Raw genomic sequence first — 19,698 nt, forward strand, 5'->3', positions numbered from 1 at the left:
TACCGCTGTTATAATCACGGTGGTACCAGCAAGTCTTTTTTAGGTTACAAAAATGTGATTTATTTCCTTGACAAACGTCATAAATTCTGACATTACCCCCAAAATGTTTTCCTGAAACGGTAAATATGTTATAAAAAGTACCAAATTTTTTGGAATGTAACCGTTTACGTAAGAGTTTATGTCTTGTTATTTATTTTTGGATTGGTTATGATTTTTTTAGAGTACACAAACACAAACAAACCTAATATGCCCATCGTCCCTTCAAAACACAGAATAGGGTGACAGGATGAAGTTGAGGAAGTCAGCAGAAGACCAAATGATTTTTTTATACCGTTATGTATCACTATCTTTAACGTCACTTGTTTTTCTGTTCGAATCATCTAGATTAATCGTGTGGCAGAAGCTATTACTGATTGGTTTTCTATTTTTATCCGTTACAGCATTTACTTGGATTTACCGTAAATACAGACTTCATGATATGGTATTGAAATGTAGCATTGCACTAGAGACAGCAGGGATCATTTTGTTGTTGTTCCCAACCGGAGGGATGGATAGCCCGTTCAAATGGTATGTGATTACCCCCATGCTGGTGGCTTGTGCTCATCTGTCTATGAGATACAGTTGGACACTCCTCCTTTCTTATATCGGCTTGGTGCTTACATTTTGTTATATCTTTTTTACACCAGGTCAATATTTTTTGTGGGATCTTATATTGCAGAACATCAATTTGTTTCTGGTACTGATCGCAACTACGATGGCAATGCAGGTTATCGGCGTCATGAAGGACGAACTGAAGGTGGCTAAAGAACAAGCCAATGAGACGATGGATCATATCAAGTCGATTTACCACATCATGGAGACGACCAGCCACAATGAGGCTTTAAATCTCGGTCAAGTCATCTCGGACTATACGGTCAAGCTAACCAAGCAAAGCCGTGCATTTTTCTGGCTGGATAGTCAGGAGGAGGATGCACCGGCAAGCAGCCAGACAGGTTGGACGGTAGAGGAGGAGGAGCAGCTATTCGAGGAGCTGGGGAATTATCGGGAGGAATTCAGGGAAGAACGTGAACCATTTTTCAGACATCTGCCAGAATGGGGCGATTTCCTCATGATCACCGTACCGATGACGACCCGTTTTGTAGCGACGATTGGCCTCAAGCTGGGCCCGGATCAAAGTCTGACAGGAAGACGCTGGCTCGTGCAACAACTGATATTCTTGGCTGAGCTCAGCGCTGTGTTCTTGGAGCGCTATGAGCTGGAGCGTATTGAAAATCAGCTGATTGTGACGAATGAGCAGAACCGGATTGCAAATGAAATGCATGACAATGTTTCTCAAAGTCTTTTTGGTATTGTGTACGCAACGCATTCTCTCCGGCAAACCTGGTGTCATCAGCCAAAGGAGCAGGTGGAGGAGCAAATTGATCTAATTCAGCAATCAGCCAACCAAGCGGTTAGAGAGCTGAAAGGGGCGATTCATAGTTTAAGTTCGAAAAAAAGCGGAGGCTCAACTTGGTTAGGGACGGTGAAAAGTCATCTGCATACACTCTCCAAGCTGAACCATGTACAAATTGATTTTGACATTCATGGTGATCATTATTCACTTCCGTATTTGTACCAAAAGGCTTTATTCCGGATCATTTCCGAAGCGGCGGGGAACGCAATCCGTCATGGATTGGCCAAGCGAATTGATGTGAAGTTAAAATTGACGCCCCAAGTGATTAGACTGTCTATTCATGACGACGGAGTAGGGTTTGAGACGGCGAGAATGGTAGCAGGAGGTGAGGCGGTCAGTGCAGGCGGGGGCCTGGGCATGATGAATATGGAATATTTAGCTCAATCGATGGGAGGCGAATTTGATATTTCAAGTCGAATCGGAGAGGGAACACAGATCCGATTGTCCATTCCGGTAAATGCTTATGAATGAGGATTTTGCAAAATCCTCGAATAAAATGTGTGAACATTCTGCAATACAAAATCTGCGGTAACAATCGGATACATAGGGATTATGCAAATCCTGAACTGTAGACAGGAGGCCGAATCATGAAAATTGTCATTGTCGATGATCATCCTTTAGTACGGAAAGGACTCGCTGCGGTTATATCCATGCAGCCCAATGTTCAGTTTGCGGGAGAGGCCCAGAATCAACAGGAAGCACTTGTGGTGATAGAGGAAACGGATCCGGATCTGGTGCTGCTGGATTTGAAACTAGCTGATGAATCGGGGCTGGATATTATCAAGATAGCGCGCGGACGCGGTTTCAGAAGCAAATTTATTTTGCTGACTTCTTCCGCAACACGTGAAGATTTTCTAAAAGCAGAGGAAGCTTCCGTGGACGGTTATGTGCTTAAGGAAGCATTGCCTGAGGAACTAATTTACGCGATTCATCTTGTCAACAAAGGACGCAAATATTATGATCCGGCTATTCTCGAAAACAAGCTGCGTGAAGATGCGGGCAATCTGACCGACGACCTGACGCCAAAGGAAAAGGAAGTGCTGGTCGAGCTGGGACAAGGAGCTTGCAATCGTGAAATTGCATCCCGGTTATTTATCAGTGAGTTCACAGTCAAAAAGCATGTCAGTCAGATACTGGCCAAGCTGCGGCTGGCGGATCGTACGCAGGCAGCATTGTATGCCAATGCCATCGGTCTGGCGAAGTACGAGCCAACAATGATGCGCTGACTCTATAAGCTACGCTGCACTTTCATGTGCGAGTGGAAAGAAAAGCCTCAAAATCACCAAGTTTTGTGATTTTGAGGCTTTTTTCGATTTCTTTTTCCATAATCGACAAAGCATGGTACAAAAGTATACCATGCCGTATCCGAAAGTATACATTTCCCTCCCCCCATAGTGAGGGAGAAAGTGCCATTCGGTTCCATGTCGTTCACAGAGCCAATTGTTACAATAAAGTCATACTTAAATATGAAGAGAAATTGTATAGGAGGGAGGATTTTTGTGGAGAAAACCATTTTGGATTATCTAGTCCTGATTAAAAGAAGATTGTGGCTGATCGCAATTTTTGTCATTCTCTCATGTGTAACAACATACTTTGTGAGCGACAATGTCGTGAAGCCAGTCTATTCCGCTTCAAGCCAACTGCTGGTTAATCATATTTCCGCCAAGCAGGGGAGCAACAATCTGAACGACGTCAACACAAGTCTTAATTTGGTGGAAAGCTACAAGCAAATTCTCACTTCACCTAAAATTATGGACGCTGTTGTAGCGACTCATCCCGAGTTCGGTTTGACGCAGCAGAAGTTGGCAGAGAAACTGCAGATTAAATCCTCGGATAAAAGTCAGGTTATCGGTTTGACGTTTGAGGCAGGGAGCTATCCACAGGCCGCAGCGGTTGTAAACGCGGTAACCCAGAAATTCGTACAGACAGTTCCGGGATTGATGGAATTGAATAATGTGAAAATTTTAAATGAAGCGGACCCTCAGGCCAATCCTGACCCGATTAATGGGAACCCGCTCATGAATATTGCGATTAGTTTTCTCGTATCGCTGATGATTGCATTGGGCACGATTGTGTTCCTGGAAAGCATTAACGGTACGCTGCGCTCGGAGAAAGAAGCGGACGCGGACATCGGTATTCCGGTAATTGCATCGATTCCAGTCATTCGCAAGAAGGACGTCGATGGAGCAGCCGGAAATTCCAAAGAACGGGTAGGGGAGCGTAAATATGCTGCGATTGAATGACATGTTGATTACAGAAAGTAATCCATCATCGTATATCTCGGAATCATTTCGATCCCTCCGTACATACATCCGGCAGCAGGTGATTGGGCAAAAGGACCGTGGCACGGTTCTATTGTTGACCTCGCCGGAAAGCGGAGCGGGTAAAACAACACTGCTCGCCAACATCGGAGTTTCCTTTGCACAAGAAGGCAAGAAGGTAGCTCTGGTGGATTGCAATCTGCATAAACCAGCGCTGCACGAGATATTCGGAATGGAGAATACCGGAGGTCTATCGGCTTATTTGCGCGGTGGGGCTTCTTCCAAGTCTATCGTTAGACATGGTGGCCTGGAGCTATCGGTTGTTCCCGGTGGAGACACCCTGTACAACGCAGCAGATCTGCTCGGTAGCGAACGTATGGCTGAGCTATTGGAAGAGCTCAAACGTGAATATGACATCATTTTACTCGATTCGGCTCCGGCGCTGAATTATACGGATGCTCGCCTGATTGCAGGCTTAACGGATGGTGTGATTCTCGTCGCTAGACATGGTCGTACCAAACGGGAAGATCTACGTAAAACAAAGCAACTCATGGAGCAGGCCAGTGCGACGCTGGTTGGAATTGTGATGAATCAGGTGAAGTAAGCAACACCAAAATTCGATGAAGCAAGGAGAATGAGTGCGATGACGAAAAGAGTGAAAAAGGCCATTATTCCAGCAGCAGGGTTAGGTACGCGCTTCCTCCCTGCTACAAAAGCGATGCCTAAGGAAATGCTTCCGATTATCAATAAGCCTACGATTCAATATATCGTGGAAGAAGCGATTGCTTCTGGTATTGAGGACATTATTATCGTTACGGGTAAAGGCAAACGTGCCATTGAGGACCACTTTGACAACGCATTTGAGCTGGAATCCAAACTGCTCGAGGACGGTAAGCTGAAGCTTCTGGAGGAAGTACAGCGTTCTTCGGGAGTGGAAATTCACTACATTCGCCAAAAAGAACCCAAAGGTCTCGGACATGCGGTATGGTGCGCAAGACGCTTTATCGGGGACGAGCCGTTTGGTGTGCTGCTGGGTGATGATATCGTAACAGGCCAAAAGCCTTGCCTGCGCCAGCTGATGGATCAGTATGAGGAAACTCAAAATTCGGTTATCGGTGTGCAGCGGGTACCGCAGGAATTTACGAACCGGTACGGCATCATTGAACCGGATCAGCAGGACGGACGCTTGTACCGAGTGAATAATTTTATAGAAAAACCGGCTCCAGGCACAGCGCCATCTGATTTGGCTATTATGGGTCGCTACGTGTTCTCGCCGAAAATTTTCAAATATCTTGATCTTCAGGAAAAAGGAGCTGGCGGCGAAATTCAGTTGACGGATGCGATCCAAAAGCTGAATCAGAGTGAGCGTGTGTACGCCTATGATTTTGAAGGCACACGTTATGACGTAGGTGAACGTCTTGGATATATTCTAACCACACTTGAATTTGCACTTGCCAGCGATGATTTGAAGTATCCGGTTATGGAGGCCATGAATGAATGGTTGAAAAAGACCGAGAAAGCAACCACGGCAGGTTGAGAGGGGGGACGTCAGCATGAGCATGGAAAATTTACCGGAGGACGGCGAGGCTGTCATGTCAGGTAAAGCGTTTTACATGCCATACGGAAATACACAAATTCAGGATAAAACGTCCTACCTGGTCACAAAACGCCTCCTTGATATGCTGCTGTCGTTCGTGGGCTTGATCGTCTTGCTTCCGCTTTTTGTAGTGGTAGGCGTTTTGATTAAGCTCGAAGACCCAAAGGGAAGCGTGTTTTTCAAGCAAACTCGGGTGGGCAAGAATGAGAAGTTATTCGATATGTATAAATTCCGTTCAATGGTGTCCAATGCTGAGGAACTGAAAAAGGACTTGATGGAGCTGAATGAAGTGAGCGGCGCCATGTTCAAAATTAAAAACGATCCTCGGATCACGAAAATTGGCAGTTTTCTGCGCAAGACGAGTATTGATGAGATTCCGCAGCTGTGGAACGTGTTGGTCGGCGACATGACCTTAGTCGGTCCGCGTCCGCCGTTGCCCAGCGAGGTCGAGCAATATTCCGATTATGATAAGCAACGCCTGATTGTAACACCGGGATGTACGGGTTACTGGCAGGTGAGCGCACGTAACAGTGTAGGCTTCGAAGAAATGGTGCAAATGGATTTGAAGTATATTCATGTTCGCAATACGTGGCTCGATTTGAAAATCATCATGAAAACAGGCGTTAAAATGCTGTTCTCCAAGGATGCTTACTGATGGATGCATTCAAGCGATGTCCCGCAGTGTCCGTCGTTATTTGCACCTATAACCGGGCGGACCTGCTGGAGAAAACGTTAATGTCCCTGCTGGAACTGGAAGACCTTGCACTGGCTGAGATCATTGTGGTCGATAACCGATCCACCGATCATACAGCAGCGACGATCAAAAGGTTCACCGTCGCCCATGGTCAGAATATCCATCTCCGATATCATTATGAGCGCGAACAAGGACTGTCTGCTGCTCGTAATGCAGGCATTACGTTATCAAGAGCGGAAGTCATTGCTTTTCTCGATGATGATGCAATTCCGTGTGTTACATGGTTGCAAACGATTATGTCAGCATTCGGGAACAATCCTGAGCTGACGGCTATGGGTGGGAAAATTGACCCTATGTTTGAGACGGAACGACCGGGTTGGCTGACAGGCCCGCTTGAACTGCCTTACACAATTATTGATCTGGGCAAAGCTGTTCGTGAATATCCGTCGGGACTGAATCCATTTGGAGCGAATATGGCGATGCGCAAAACGGCTTTTGCCGCCGTTATGTTCCCGCTTCATCTAGGCAGAAAGGGAGATATTCTTCTATCTGGTGAAGAATCGTGGGTTTTCGAGCAAATTCGTAAAAATGGTGGAACGATTATGTATCATCCACACATGTCTGTGGAACATTTTGTGCCGGCTTCACGGTTAACGAAAGAATGGATCATGAACCGCTACTATTGTCAGGGCATGTCTAACGCTGCTCAGGCCGTAGGTCTGCGCGGCAACGCGATGCTGATGGCGAAGACGGCAGCCAAAGTGTTATACATCACTGTGGATTCCCTGCTGGCGCGTAGTGAGGGCAGGAAGCTGTTGAACCGGTGCAGGCTTGAAAGTATCCGTGGGACGCTGGATACACTGCGCAACCGGAAAAGCGAGTCAGCTGCGGGGTGAAAGATGGAACATGAGTAACTATCCTTGGACTACTAGAATAAACACCATACAGCATGTTTTTATTTTTCTACTGGGCGCTCTTGCTGTAGGAATTGCGGCTACCTATCAGCCGGTGGTCAGTATTGCGGCGGTATGTTTACTGCTCTTGCTGGCTGTTTCCATTCATCATCCAGAGCGCATCAGCTACGCTGTTTTGCTAAGTACAGCAGTCTCAGTCGATTCTCTGTATCAGGGTGGCGTGTTCGGTATTGAGATTTTGTCATTGTACAAATTGGGCATTTTGGCTCTGCTGGTGCCGTGCATGCTCGTGTATGGCATACGTCTCAAGTTCAGCTATCCGGTCTGGGCATTGGTGATCATGCTGGGGATCACATTTGGATTTTCAGCATGGCTGCCTTTGTTAACGACCTCGATTGCCGTCAAGGCGTTCGTCGGTTTATCACTCCCTTTCTTTTTTTTACTGATCCAGTGGAAAAAGGATGTGGCAGAAAAGCATATCCGACTGATCAGTTTGTTGCCCATTATTAGTGTGGTCATTGGACTGGGTTTGCAGGTTCTAGGGCTGCATTCGTTTACGGATGTAGAATTTACGGGCGCAGTCAGAGTACAAGGAGCGAATATACCGCCGCATCTGGCAATGCTCTCCTTTCTCGGAATTGCTGTCTCTCTAATTGAGGTCAAGCGTAAACCCAAGCAAGCCGCTTTTTATTACACTGTGTTGGCACTGAACTTTCTGATTCTGATCGCCACCGGTACACGTGGACCGATTCTGGCATTGTTATTAATGTTTGCTGTGTATCTGTTTGATATTGCCCGTCAGTACCTCAAGGGGAAAGTCAATTATTTGCTACCGCTGGCCGGATCGTTTTTGGTTGCTCTGGGGGCGGTGGCCCTGCAATGGAACAATTTAAAAAAACGCTCCTTCGAACGGGAGACCGATACAGGCATTGACCTGTCGGGACGCTCGGAGGCATGGGAATATTTTTTGAACAGAGTACATGATTACCCTTGGTCAGGGAGAGGTCTTGGCGCGGTAACGGTCGCGAACGACGGGACATTATTCAATGGCTTTGTTGTACCGCATAACGAGTATATACGCTTTTATTTTGACACGGGATATATCGGTTGCGGGCTATTAATACTTTCATTGCTGATCGTGTTCGCTCTCATTTACCAATCGCTTGCCAAGTCTATCAAACCTTATTTTGCAAGCTTAATTGCAGGCTTTCTGATCTACTCGTTTTCAGATAATACGTTGTCAACGGTTCAGATGATTATTCCATTTTGCTGGTATTTGAACGCGTTATACCAGACATCTACTCAAACCGATTTTCGCAAAGAGAAGTGATACGATGAGCAGAGTGAACATGTTCGATGTCAACTTTGATAATTACGATTTTAATGATCTACTCGAATTTATAGATACTTCTATTGAACATCAGCGTCATTCCTACATTTTGACCTGTAATGTCGATCATGTGATCAAGCTTCGCAAGGATGATGAATTCCGCAAGGTGTATTCGGATGCCGGAGCTGTAGTGGCCGATGGGATGCCTATCATATGGGCGTCCAAGTTACTGAAAAAACCCCTCAAACAAAAGGTGTCCGGGTCAGATTTGTTCACTCGGCTGGGAGAGGCTTTTGAGGATCGAGGCTATCGTTTATTTTTTCTCGGTGCAGCTGACGGTATTCCTGAGAAGGCTATGCTCAATCTCCAGGAATCTTATCCGAACATGAATGTGGTGGGCTGTTACTCTCCTTCTTATGGCTTTGAGAAAAACGAGGAGGAGAATAGGCACATTATCCAACTGCTTCAAGAGGCACGCCCGGACATCGTTTTTGTAGGTGTAGGCGCACCTAAGCAGGAAAAATGGATCTACAGATATTATGAGACTTACCGTGCTCCGATTTCGATTGGGGTGGGAGCGACCTTTGATTTCCTGTCTGGAAATGTGAAAAGAGCACCGGAGCTGATGCAGAAGACGGGATTTGAATGGTTCTGGAGGTTGTCTCAGGAGCCTAAACGATTGTGGAAAAGATATTTGATTGAAGATTCCCAATTTCTCGTTCTGCTGTTTAAGGAGATGTTCAAGCGGAAGCGGATGAAGGGAGGTCAGGGGTGAGAAACATGAGTCGGTTGGCAGATCAGCAGATTTCCGTTTGGCTAGGAAATCGGCGTGGAATCAGCATGATCGGCATGGGATTGCTGGCTTGTATGCTGCCACTCGCCATCGGATTTGTCAGCGCCAAGATGAATCCCACCATGAGCCAGCAGGGAGCCATATTGCTGGCGCTCGTTTTTCCGGCCTTCCTGCTGGCGATCCTGCAATCGCGGCTACTGATTCCTTACACACTGGCAGTGTGGGCAGTAGGCCCGGAAATCCGCCGCATTGCGGATTGGATGGAGGGAACGTATCACTCGGTTTCCTTGTTGAGCGTGGCACCGCTGCTGGTAAGCAGTATGTTGATTATTCCTGTGTTGCGAGGCATTCATCAGGCGGAAAAACCCTTGACCCGAATTGCTGTATTTTTCGGCATAGAATTGGCCTACGGAAGTGTGGTCGGGTTATTCAAAAATGGTATTGTTTTTGCTTATGATTTAGCCAATTATGTGGTTCCTTTGATCCTGTTGCCTTATCTTGCGATTAAGCCCATGAAGGCGAAGGAGCTGGACCGACTGCTGTATTCATATGCCAACATTGCTGTTCTTGTGGCAATTTACGGCATTATCCAGTACTTGACGGTGCCTCCGTGGGATGCATTTTGGATGAATCATGTAGAAATGAATTCCATTGGTGTTCCAGAACCACTTCAAATCAGAGTATTTTCTTCCATGAACTCGCCCGGTCCCTGCGCTATTTTCCTGGCGATGGCACTTGTACCCATGCTAATGGAAAAACGTTGGCGTGGCACTTTGGGGTGGATCGGAATCCTGCTGACGGTCGTTTGTCTCTTAATCACGCTGGTACGTTCAGCCTGGCTAATTGCCTTCGTCATGTTGCTGGCTTACATTCTCAGTTCATCTTCCAAGGGAAAGTGGAAAACCTTGTTTCAACTAGCTATAGTTGGCCTTCTTCTCTACATCATTGTTCCAAAACTTCCAGGGGCAGAAGGTTTGGTGGCTCGCATGCAGACGCTGACGGATATTCAGCAGGATCATTCGTACAATGAACGTTTGGATTTACTGCATACGATGCTTCCGGCGATTGCTGGCAATCCGGTCGGGCAGGGGATCGGGAGTGTAGGAATCGGAACCAAGCTTGATAACGGCGGCGATCTCGGCGAACTTGGGATTATGGATAATGGATATATCGCCATTTTCCTCACCTTCGGTATTTTCGGGGCATTCTTTTTCTTCGGTGGTCTGTTCGTTATCATTAAGCGCCTTCTCGCCCGTATTGCCGAACGAGATGCCAGTCAGCCTTATATCAGACTGGCGTTGGCTACGTGGGCCGGAGCTGTAGCCAGTCTCATATCAGATAATGGTTTCCCCGGTATGCGCGGCTATCTGATCTGGATGATGATCGGAATAGGACTATGGGCAAAAGATGTCATCGCGGAAAGAAGGTAAAGGCTGTGCAAAACTTACAAGCATTATCCGCACCTGTCCGGACACTATGGTCCACAGTGATTCGGTTTGCCAAAAGCAAGGATAACAGCTCTGCAGCAGTAAAAACGATGATATTCAGTATGCTGATTCTCGTCGTGAATATGCTGACTGGTGTGCTAACGGCACGATTCCTGGGTCCTACTGGACGCGGGGAACAGACAGCGATGGTGAACTGGTCCCAATTTCTCGCCTTCTGCATGAGCTTCGGTGTCCCGTCTGCATTGATTTACAATGCGAAAAGGAAACCGGAGGAAACGGGCAAGCTGTATGGTCTGGCCTTGCTGCTGGCTACCATGTTCGGGGGCTTGGCGACACTCGTCGGAGTTTTTCTAATTCCTTATTGGCTGCGCTCTTTTTCTTCATCGGTCATACTTTTCGCGCAGTGCTCCATGATGATGTGTCCGCTCATAGCGATTTCACAGATCAATAATGCATTGCTTCAAGTTCGCTCGGAATATAAGCAGTACAATTTATTCCGGTATCTGGTACCGCTGAGTACACTGCTGGGTCTGGCGATTCTGATCTTAACCGGAAATATGAATCCGTACACCTCAGCATTGGCCTATTTACTGCCAGGCTTGCCAATTTATATCGGTGTCACGATACGAATGATTCGGCTGTACAAACCAAAGGTAAAGAACAGCTGGACGCAATTTAAAAATCTCTTTACCTACGGTATGGGTTCATACGGAAATGATCTCATGGGGCAGGTTTCCACTTATATTGATCAGATTTTGATTGCGGGTCTGCTCAGACCCGCTGATCTCGGTTTATATGCAGTAGCGGTCAGCTTGGCCAGGATGGTGAATGTATTTTCTACCTCGATCATTGTCGTGCTGTTTCCCAAAGCCTCTGGTCTGAATAAGGAAGAGGCGGTGGCCATAACATTTCGGGCATTTCGAGTGACATCAACGGCAACCTTTCTGGCTGCGGCGATGCTGATGCTGATTGCTCCGTTCGTATTTACATTGTTATATGGTCAAGAGTTTAAACAAGCGCTCACGGTATTCCGGTTCTTGGTGCTTGAGGTTGCTATCAGTGGAGGGACCATGGTGCTGGCACAACAATTTATGGCGTTGGGTAAGCCCAAACTGGTTACCATTCTACAGGGTGTCGGATTGGCGCTCGTCATTCCATTGCTGTCCATACTCGTGCCGAGATATGGATTGACGGGTGCAGGGATAGCAATGCTGTCTTCGGGGATTTTACGGTTCATTTTCATTTTATGTAATGTTAAATTCGTTCTTAAAATGAAAATTCCAAGACTGCTTATTTCCAAACAAGATTTTCAATGGCTCCGATCAACGATGTCACACTACATCCGGAAAAAGCCAGTTAACGGTTAGATAAAGAAGGAGGCACCCGCTAATGAACCACATGTCTAGCGTTCCCGCGGACAACCGGATATCCGTAGTTATTATCGCTCAGGATGATGGCACTCGAATCACAGCCGCCATTAAATCCTGCAAGCCCTTTGCGGACGATATCGTCGTCATTGACGGAGGGAGCAAGGACAATACGATTCAGGTAGCTGAATCCTTGGGCTGTCGGGTGTTTTCTAACCCGTGGCCGGGTTATGCCAAGCAGCGCATGTTTGGTGTTGAAAAAGCGGAATTTGATTGGATATTCCTGATTGATACGGACGAAGTAGTGGATGCAGAGTTGCTTGGAGACTTGTTGAAAGTAAAGGAAACGCTCCACGATCCGGCCAAAGCATATTCCGTATTTCGGATTGGCGATTTTCTCGGCAAATGGATGAATAAAGGCGAATATCTGGTTCGTTTGTACAATCGGCGTATTTATGGCATTACGAATAGTCTTGTTCATGAAATGCCGGATGTAGCCTCTTCCCAGATTGTCAATCTGGAGGGCGTGTTATGGCACTACGGCTTCCGCAGCATCAGTGATCATATGACCCGTTTTAATAAATATACAGATCTGGAAGCAGAGACGGCATTTAACAAAGGAAGATCCTTTCGGATTACCAGACTGTTGTGGCGGCCTCCTGCCCGCTTTGTGCAGAAGTATTTTGTCCAAGGCTTATACCGCAAGGGATTGGCGGGTTTTGCCGTAGCCGTTTTCTGGGTGATGTATGAGTTTCTCGTCTGCTTCAAGCATTATGAGCTAACCAAGCGGCGAAAAAAGATAGAAATCGTGGATGACGGACATACCGAGCAGAAAGGAGAAACCAGCTATGTCGTACAATAACGGATTTCGTATTGCGGCAACGGGGTTGAGCTGGCCGTCTTTGCAGCCAGGAGGCCTCAACACCTATTTCAAATCGATCTGTGAGCAGCTTACGCTAGAGCGCAATACGTTGGATGCTCTAATCTGTAGTGACGAGCAGCCGCAAGCGCCCGACCGTATTCGGATTCATACGATTGGCAGCAAGCAGCAATCCATCTGGAAGCGTCGAGAGCTAATGCAAAAATATGCAGCAGAGTTGTTCGACAAGCAACCGATGGATATATTGTATTCCCATTTTGCTCCCTATGGTGTCGGACCGGCGCTGGAGGCGAAAAAAAGAGGAATCCCGGTAGTTACCACCTTTCATGGACCGTGGACGGAGGAAATGAAGATTGAAGGACAGGGCCTCAAGCATTTGCTAAAAACGACGTTGGCCAAATCCATTGAAATGAAGGCCTACGGATTGGCGGATAAATTTATAGTGCTCAGCGAGACTTTTCGGGATATTTTGCATGAGCACTATAAGGTTCCACTCAGCAAAATTCACATTATTCCCGGAGCGGCGAATGTAGAAAGGTTCCACCCGGCAGAGGATCGGGGAGCAGTACGAGAGCGCCTGAATTTGCCGCAAAACGCGACGATTGTGCTAACCGTTCGTCGTCTTGTTAATCGAATGGGACTGCTACAGCTACTCGAAGCATGGCGACGAGTAACCGAGCGTCATCCTGATCATCTGCTGCTGATTGGAGGGAAGGGCCCCTTGATGGAGGAATTGGCTTCCAAGGTAGCGGAATACAATCTTCATAACCATGTAAGGCTGCTCGGTTATGTGTCGGATGAGGAGCTTCCCCAGTACCACCAAGCATCGAATTTGTTCGTCGTACCTACACAGGCGCTGGAAGGTTTCGGTCTGATCACGGTGGAGGCAATGGCTTCGGGACTGCCAGTGCTGGCGACTCCTGTGGGTGGCAACAAGGAGATTTTAAGAGGATTCCGTCCCGAGCTTTTGTTCAAGGGAACGGATAGTGAAGCCATTGCTGAAGGGTTGCTGCGTGTGCTGGATCATCGTGAACTTCTACCGAATGCAAGGGAATGCCGGGACCATGTCCTGAGCAGATATACATGGGGACATGTAGCGGAGCAGGTGGAAGAGGTGTTCCGACAGGTCCTTGATAGAAAGGCGGCGGCGAAATGATGAGAGTAGCTTATATTGACCATACGGCAAGATGGAGCGGCGGCGAAGTCGCTTTGTACAACATACTGACGAATATCGGGGAACATATCGACCCGCTCGTTATTTTGGCAGAGGAGGGCGATTTAGCAGATCGGCTTCGGCAGCGTGATATTGATGTGCGCATCGTTCCATTGGACGATTCAATTCGCAATCGGGGACGGAATGCCGTGAATCTAGGTGCGCCTGCAGCAGCTTTTCGTTTGCTGGCTTACGGTAGAAAACTTGCGCCCTTGCTGCGGGAGGAAAAGGTCGTGTGCGTTCACACGAACTCGCTCAAGTCTGCACTGTATGGTACAGTAGCCGCCAAATCGGCGAAGCTGCCCTTGATCTGGCATATCCGTGACCACATCGGTCCGCCGTATCTGAAGCCGATTGTGGCCAAAGGGATTCGGCTGATGTCCCGCTTTTTGCCCAACGGAGTGATTGCTAATTCCAAGTCCACGCTGAGTGCGTTGGAGTTACCCCCGGACAAAAAGACGCTTGTCGTTTATTCCGCTTTTGCCAAAGCAATTACAGCACGTGACACGGCTGCCCATGTACGTGGTGATGACTCGTTTAACGTCGTATTGGTCGGCAGATTGGCGGAATGGAAGGGACAGCATATTTTACTGGAAGCAGCACGCTCCTTTTTACCGGATCAGCGCGTGAAATTCTGGCTGGCTGGAGATGCGTTGTTCGGAGAAGAGGAATACAAGCAACGATTAGAGTCCACGATGCGCGAATACGGGTTGGCTAACGTCAATCTGCTGGGACACGTCGATGACATTCAAGGCCTGATGCAGCGTTGTGATTTGCTGATTCATACCTCTATTACACCAGAACCATTCGGTCAGGTCATTATTGAAGGCATGGCTGCGGGTCTCCCCGTGATTGCTTCCAATGAGGGTGGACCCAAGGAAACGGTGGTACCCCATGAAACCGGGCTGCTTATTGAACCGGGTGATCCGGCTAAGCTGGAAGCAGCCATCCGCTGGATGTTGGAGCATCCACAAGAACGTCAGCAGATGGGTGAGAGAGGGATGGAACGGGTCAAGAAGCATTTTGTCATCGAGAACACAGTTAAGGATATAGTTCATTACTATAAGGGTTTGTTGGCAGGAGTCTGACCGACATTCGCGTTAAAGGATGATTCAGATGAAAATAGCGATAGCACACGATTACTTAATCCAAATGGGCGGAGCGGAAAGGGTAGTAGAGGTATTCCACGATATGTATCCGGAGGCTCCTATCTTCACAACGGTGTTCAGCGACGACCGCCTGTCGCGTAACTTGAAGGATGCGGATATTAGAGCCACTTGGCTACAAAAAGTCCCAGGAGTGAAGGACAACTTCAAAGGAGTGCTGCCGCTGTATCCCATTGCTATCCGTGATTTTGATTTTAGGGATTTCGACATTGTTTTAAGCTCCAGCAGTGCATTTATGAAAAGCATCCAGGTACCCAAACATACGTTTCACATTTGTTATTGTCACACGCCGATGCGGTTTGCCTGGGATTACGATACATATATGGCCCGGCAGTCCAAATCCAACCTGCTCAAAAACATGCTCAAGCTGTACATGAACCGGTTGAAAACATGGGATGCCAAAACTTCTCGCAACGTAGACCAGTTTGTCGCCAACTCTTCGGTTGTTAAACGAAGAATTTTGCACTATTACCAAAGGGATTCGGATGTGATTTTCCCACCTATTAATACATCCCGTTTTAAACGCGCTACAAACATCGGTGACTATTACCTGATCGTATCCCGATTGGTGTCCTACAAGCGCATTGATCTCGCGATCGAAGCATTCAAACGTAACGGTCTCAAGCTACGCATTGTGGGTGAAGGACCGGACCGTAAACGACTCGAAGGTATGGCTGCCCCGAACATTGAGTTCCTCGGCAGGCTTGAGGATGAAGAGGTTAACAAGCTGATGGCAGAATGCCGAGCGCTCGTTTTTCCGGGTGAAGAGGACTTCGGTATTACGCCTTTGGAGGCGAATGCGGCCGGACGGCCTGTCATCGCTTTTCAGGGTGGGGGAGCGCTGGATACGATTGTTCCTCATGTGAACGGCGTATTTTTCCGCAAGCATCAAGTAGAGGATGTGCTGGAGGCCGTCGAAAAGGTTGAGCAACATGCGTGGAATGTGGACGATATCATTACCCATGCGCGCAAATTTGATGAAGAAAATTTCAAGGATCAATTAAAAAAGTATGTAGAACAAGCCTATGTGAACTTTCTAAAAGGAGGATGAACGGAATGAAGCTGGCTGTAATCGGTACTGGATACGTTGGACTCGTCTCGGGTGTATGTTTTGCGCAAAAAGGTAATGAGGTGATTTGTGTCGATCTGGAGCAGCACAAAATCGACATGTTGAACCGGGCAGAATCTCCGATTTATGAACCGGGTATTGAGGAATTGATCGCGTTGAATCTGGAAGCGGGCCGGTTGGAGTTCACCTCGGATTTGGCCGATGCGGTACGCCGCTCGGATATCGTAATTTTGGCGGTAGGTACACCTTCACTGGCTAACGGCGAGGCGAATTTGTCATACATTGAACAGGCGGCCGCTGATGTTGGGAAAGCCATGAACGGGTATAAGATTATTATGACCAAGAGTACTGTACCTGTCGGAACGAACGAAAAGATTAAGGACGTGTTGGCTCGTCACACGAGTTTGTCTTTCGATATCGTCTCCGCGCCGGAGTTCCTGAGAGAAGGCTCAGCCATCAATGATACGCTTTATCCGGATCGCATCATTATTGGTTTGGACAATACAGGATTGCGTGAGACCATGGTCACTCTGCATCAGGTGTTCACGGATAAAATCTATGTGACGGATATCCGTAGTGCTGAAATGATCAAATACGCGTCCAATGCGTTTCTGGCAACTAAAATTTCGTTCATTAACGAAATCGCTAATATTTGCGAAAAGGTTGGCGCCGATGTCACCTGTGTGGCTGACGGTATGGGTATGGACAAACGGATTGGCTCCTCTTTCCTACAAGCAGGGATTGGGTATGGTGGCTCTTGCTTTCCAAAAGACACAAATGCGCTTATCCAAATTGCAGGTAATGTAGACTATGAATTTAAGTTATTGAAATCGGTGGTCGAGGTGAATACCGACCAGCGCTTTATGATTGTATCCAAGCTGCGCGAATCGCTGGGTCAACTGAACGGTGTGTCCATTGGCATTTGGGGCCTCGCCTTCAAGCCAAATACAGATGACATCCGCGAAGCTCCAGCACTGGAAATCGTAGAAACGCTCATTCAGGCAGGCGCTATTGTCAAACTGTATGATCCCATTGCGATGGATAAATTCAAGGAGCGCGTGGATCACCCGAATATTATGTGGTGCTCATCCCCACAGCAAGCCGCTGAAGGTAGCGACGCTGTGTGCCTGTTGACCGATTGGGAAGAGTTCAAAAAAGTCGATCTCGTACAACTGGCCTCCATTTTGCGCAAGCCGGTTCTCATTGACGGTCGTAACGTATTCGCTGAGGAACAGATCCAAGGCTCCGGGCTGGAATACTACTCCGTGGGTCGTCCGCGGATGAGTGGGTGGAATCGGGATAAAGTGGAAGTTTAAAAGTGACAGATTAAAAAGTGACTGTGGCGGTGTTGGAGGCGCTGAAGGCGCTGCGCGTGCAGATTGTTCTTCCGATTGCTGTTACCCCCGGATTTTCTGGATTATATAAAACATTCAAAGGTTAAAATCCGGGGATAAAGGCAAACGCTGACGCTTCTTCAGAACAATTCTGCCCGCTCCGCTGCTTTTCGCCGTGGAGTCACAGTTTTTAAACTCCCACCTTATGGGGGGGAGTAGGAAGGCGTATCGGAAGGAGCGGCGCGGTTGAAGCCGCTCCTTCCGATCAAGTACGCCATTGCGGTTGCCGAAGGCAATCTTGGCAAGGCGTTACGAAACCTCGATTACTTGAAGCTTGCAAGCACAGCGGGCAAGCTCTGAGTTCTCGAACGTCTTACAGGCTGACCGGACTTAATAATGTCCGGTCGTGCCTTTTGCACCACAAGATATGATCGATATGATGCATTTTTGAGTAGCGCAGGGATGGATTTGAATCTGGAGAAGCGGAGCGTTCGCCTTTGACTTGGGATTCTTACATATAAATGTCTTACACAATCCAAAGAATCCCACGGCAACAGCGATCGTAAGATCAAATCCAGCCCGTAGCGGACTACTCAACCCTGCCCCATCCGATCACCCATACATTATAGAGAGGAAGTGGAGAGTTATGAAGCTCGTACTTTTGTCTGGTGGTTCCGGTAAAAGATTATGGCCTTTGTCCAACGATTCCCGTTCCAAACAATTTTTGAAGGTACTGGAGAGCCCGGAGGGGATTTCGGAATCCATGGTACAGCGGGTATGGAGACAATTGGGAGACAACGGATTATCAGAATCCTCGTTTATTGCGACAGGGAGAGCACAGGTCGAAATGATCCAGAGTCAGGTCGGGCCGAATACGCGCATCATTGTTGAGCCGGAACGCAGAGACACCTTTCCTGCGATTGCGCTGACAGCGACTTATCTATATTCCATTGCTGGTGTTTCCCCTGATGAAATTATAGCTATATTGCCTGTAGATCCTTATGTTGAGGATGCTTTCTTCGCTTCCGTAGCCCAGCTGGAACATACACTCCAGGAGAGTGAAGGCAAGCTTGCTTTAATCGGGGTTGTCCCTTCCTATCCTTCAGAGAAATATGGTTACATTATTCCGAAAAACGATGCCACCCAAGGTAGCACTGGCTACCGCGAAGTGAGCCATTTTCAAGAGAAACCCGACCGGGAGCAGGCGGAGCGTCTAATTGAACGCAATGCTCTATGGAACTGCGGGGTTTTTGCATTCAAATTAAGTTATTTGCTGGATATCTTGGCATCCAAGGGTTTGCCGCTGAATTATGAAGAAATGCAAAAGCAATACGCATCTCTGGAAAAAATCAGCTTTGACTATGAAGTAGTCGAGAAGGAAAAGGATATCGTAGTTCTTCCGTATGATGGTTTTTGGAAGGATCTGGGCACCTGGAATACGCTCACAGAAGAAATGTCTAATCAACAAGTGGGCAGAGGTGTAGTAACGGAGGATTGCGTCAATACGAGTCTTATTAACGAGTTAGACATTCCTGTGGCGATCATTGGAACGAATGATCTGATTGTAGCCGCTAGCCCGGATGGTATTCTTGTGACCAATAAGGCTGAAAGTCCTCGCATTAAGGAAGTGCTCAAGGCTCATGATCAGCGTCCAATGTATGAAGAACGTCGTTGGGGGCAGTATCGGGTTGTGGATTATGTCAAGTATGACGAGGGTAACGAGGTATTGACCAAACGAATCCGCGTACGGAAAGGCAAAAATATCAGCTATCAGCTTCATTTCAAACGGAGTGAAATTTGGACCATTATTAGCGGTGAAGCGGAAATTATTTTGAATGAGAAGCTGCACAAAGTAAAAGCTGGTGATGTAGTTCGCATTCCTGAAGGAACGAAGCATAGCATTTTGGCTGTGACCGATGTGGATTTTATTGAGGTGCAGACTGGTTCTGAATTGGTTGAAGAGGATATTGTCCGCTTTTGTATGGATTGGAATGAAATTTCCCGTCACCAATTTATCTCATAATTGTTTTCGTAAAAACGAAAAAAAAGACGAATTCATGAAAATTCATAGCTCAAACTGTCGAAATTGGGCGAAAACCTGTAAATTCATGAACATGACCTATTAAATTTTGGTAAAAGAAAGTCGATACTTAGGGTAAGAAGGAATCCAAACTCCTTC

The 19,698-nt window shown here is 47.3% G+C and carries 17 protein-coding genes; all 17 read left to right on the forward strand.

Annotated features, from left to right (window positions below; translation table 11 throughout):
* The first annotated feature begins 286 nt into the window (after positions 1-286).
* The 17 genes from NLX78_RS16085 to NLX78_RS16165 all read left to right on the forward strand — a co-directional run bounded on the left by NLX78_RS16085 (position 287) and on the right by NLX78_RS16165 (position 19,542).
* Positions 287-1,924, forward strand: coding sequence for a sensor histidine kinase (locus tag NLX78_RS16085; RefSeq protein ID WP_367988299.1), 1,638 nt, complete (start codon positions 287-289; stop codon positions 1,922-1,924).
* Between the two features lie 116 nt (positions 1,925-2,040).
* On the forward strand, positions 2,041-2,679 hold the full coding sequence (locus tag NLX78_RS16090) for a response regulator (RefSeq protein ID WP_069291324.1): 639 nt from the start codon (positions 2,041-2,043) through the stop codon (positions 2,677-2,679).
* 273 nt (positions 2,680-2,952) lie between these two features.
* Entirely contained in the window at positions 2,953-3,696 is a 744-nt protein-coding gene (locus NLX78_RS16095) for a YveK family protein (RefSeq protein ID WP_165144642.1), read from the forward strand.
* On the forward strand, positions 3,680-4,318 hold the full coding sequence (locus NLX78_RS16100; RefSeq protein WP_013309150.1) for a CpsD/CapB family tyrosine-protein kinase: 639 nt from the start codon (positions 3,680-3,682) through the stop codon (positions 4,316-4,318). Before NLX78_RS16095 ends, NLX78_RS16100 begins: the two co-directional genes overlap by 17 nt.
* A 39-nt stretch (positions 4,319-4,357) precedes the next feature.
* Positions 4,358-5,251 (forward strand): UTP--glucose-1-phosphate uridylyltransferase GalU, encoded by an 894-nt coding sequence (galU, locus tag NLX78_RS16105; protein WP_013309151.1) that lies wholly within the window; start codon positions 4,358-4,360, stop codon positions 5,249-5,251.
* Positions 5,252-5,267: 16 nt separating this feature from the next.
* Positions 5,268-5,966, forward strand: a complete 699-nt coding sequence (locus NLX78_RS16110; RefSeq protein ID WP_013309152.1) for a sugar transferase — start codon at positions 5,268-5,270, stop codon at positions 5,964-5,966.
* Entirely contained in the window at positions 5,966-6,901 is a 936-nt protein-coding gene (locus tag NLX78_RS16115; RefSeq protein ID WP_061830280.1) for a glycosyltransferase, read from the forward strand. The genes NLX78_RS16110 and NLX78_RS16115 overlap by 1 nt, the downstream gene beginning before the upstream one ends.
* A 10-nt stretch (positions 6,902-6,911) precedes the next feature.
* Positions 6,912-8,249, forward strand: coding sequence for an O-antigen ligase family protein (locus tag NLX78_RS16120; protein ID WP_254350963.1), 1,338 nt, complete (start codon positions 6,912-6,914; stop codon positions 8,247-8,249).
* Between the two features lie 4 nt (positions 8,250-8,253).
* Positions 8,254-9,024 (forward strand): WecB/TagA/CpsF family glycosyltransferase, encoded by a 771-nt coding sequence (locus tag NLX78_RS16125; protein WP_028543109.1) that lies wholly within the window; start codon positions 8,254-8,256, stop codon positions 9,022-9,024.
* Between the two features lie 5 nt (positions 9,025-9,029).
* On the forward strand, positions 9,030-10,472 hold the full coding sequence (locus tag NLX78_RS16130) for an O-antigen ligase family protein (RefSeq protein WP_061830308.1): 1,443 nt from the start codon (positions 9,030-9,032) through the stop codon (positions 10,470-10,472).
* Between the two features lie 5 nt (positions 10,473-10,477).
* Positions 10,478-11,857 carry a lipopolysaccharide biosynthesis protein gene (locus NLX78_RS16135; RefSeq protein ID WP_061830278.1) on the forward strand — a complete coding sequence of 460 codons (1,380 nt, stop codon included), beginning with the start codon at positions 10,478-10,480 and terminating at the stop codon, positions 11,855-11,857.
* A 22-nt stretch (positions 11,858-11,879) separates the two neighbouring features.
* Positions 11,880-12,719 carry a glycosyltransferase family 2 protein gene (locus tag NLX78_RS16140; RefSeq protein WP_023987421.1) on the forward strand — a complete coding sequence of 280 codons (840 nt, stop codon included), beginning with the start codon at positions 11,880-11,882 and terminating at the stop codon, positions 12,717-12,719.
* Complete coding sequence (locus NLX78_RS16145; RefSeq protein WP_254350964.1) at positions 12,706-13,893, forward strand: glycosyltransferase family 4 protein; 1,188 nt, start codon at positions 12,706-12,708, stop codon at positions 13,891-13,893. Before NLX78_RS16140 ends, NLX78_RS16145 begins: the two co-directional genes overlap by 14 nt.
* Entirely contained in the window at positions 13,890-15,038 is a 1,149-nt protein-coding gene (locus NLX78_RS16150; protein ID WP_165176467.1) for a glycosyltransferase family 4 protein, read from the forward strand. Before NLX78_RS16145 ends, NLX78_RS16150 begins: the two co-directional genes overlap by 4 nt.
* A 28-nt stretch (positions 15,039-15,066) precedes the next feature.
* Entirely contained in the window at positions 15,067-16,167 is a 1,101-nt protein-coding gene (locus tag NLX78_RS16155) for a glycosyltransferase (RefSeq protein ID WP_023987424.1), read from the forward strand.
* A 5-nt stretch (positions 16,168-16,172) separates the two neighbouring features.
* Complete coding sequence (locus tag NLX78_RS16160; protein WP_061830275.1) at positions 16,173-17,501, forward strand: UDP-glucose dehydrogenase family protein; 1,329 nt, start codon at positions 16,173-16,175, stop codon at positions 17,499-17,501.
* A 664-nt stretch (positions 17,502-18,165) separates the two neighbouring features.
* Complete coding sequence (locus NLX78_RS16165) at positions 18,166-19,542, forward strand: sugar phosphate nucleotidyltransferase (protein ID WP_013309163.1); 1,377 nt, start codon at positions 18,166-18,168, stop codon at positions 19,540-19,542.
* Positions 19,543-19,698: the final 156 nt, after the last annotated feature.

The sequence above is a fragment of the Paenibacillus sp. Lou8.1 genome (assembly GCF_024213565.1).
GTDB lineage: Bacteria > Bacillota > Bacilli > Paenibacillales > Paenibacillaceae > Paenibacillus > Paenibacillus polymyxa_B.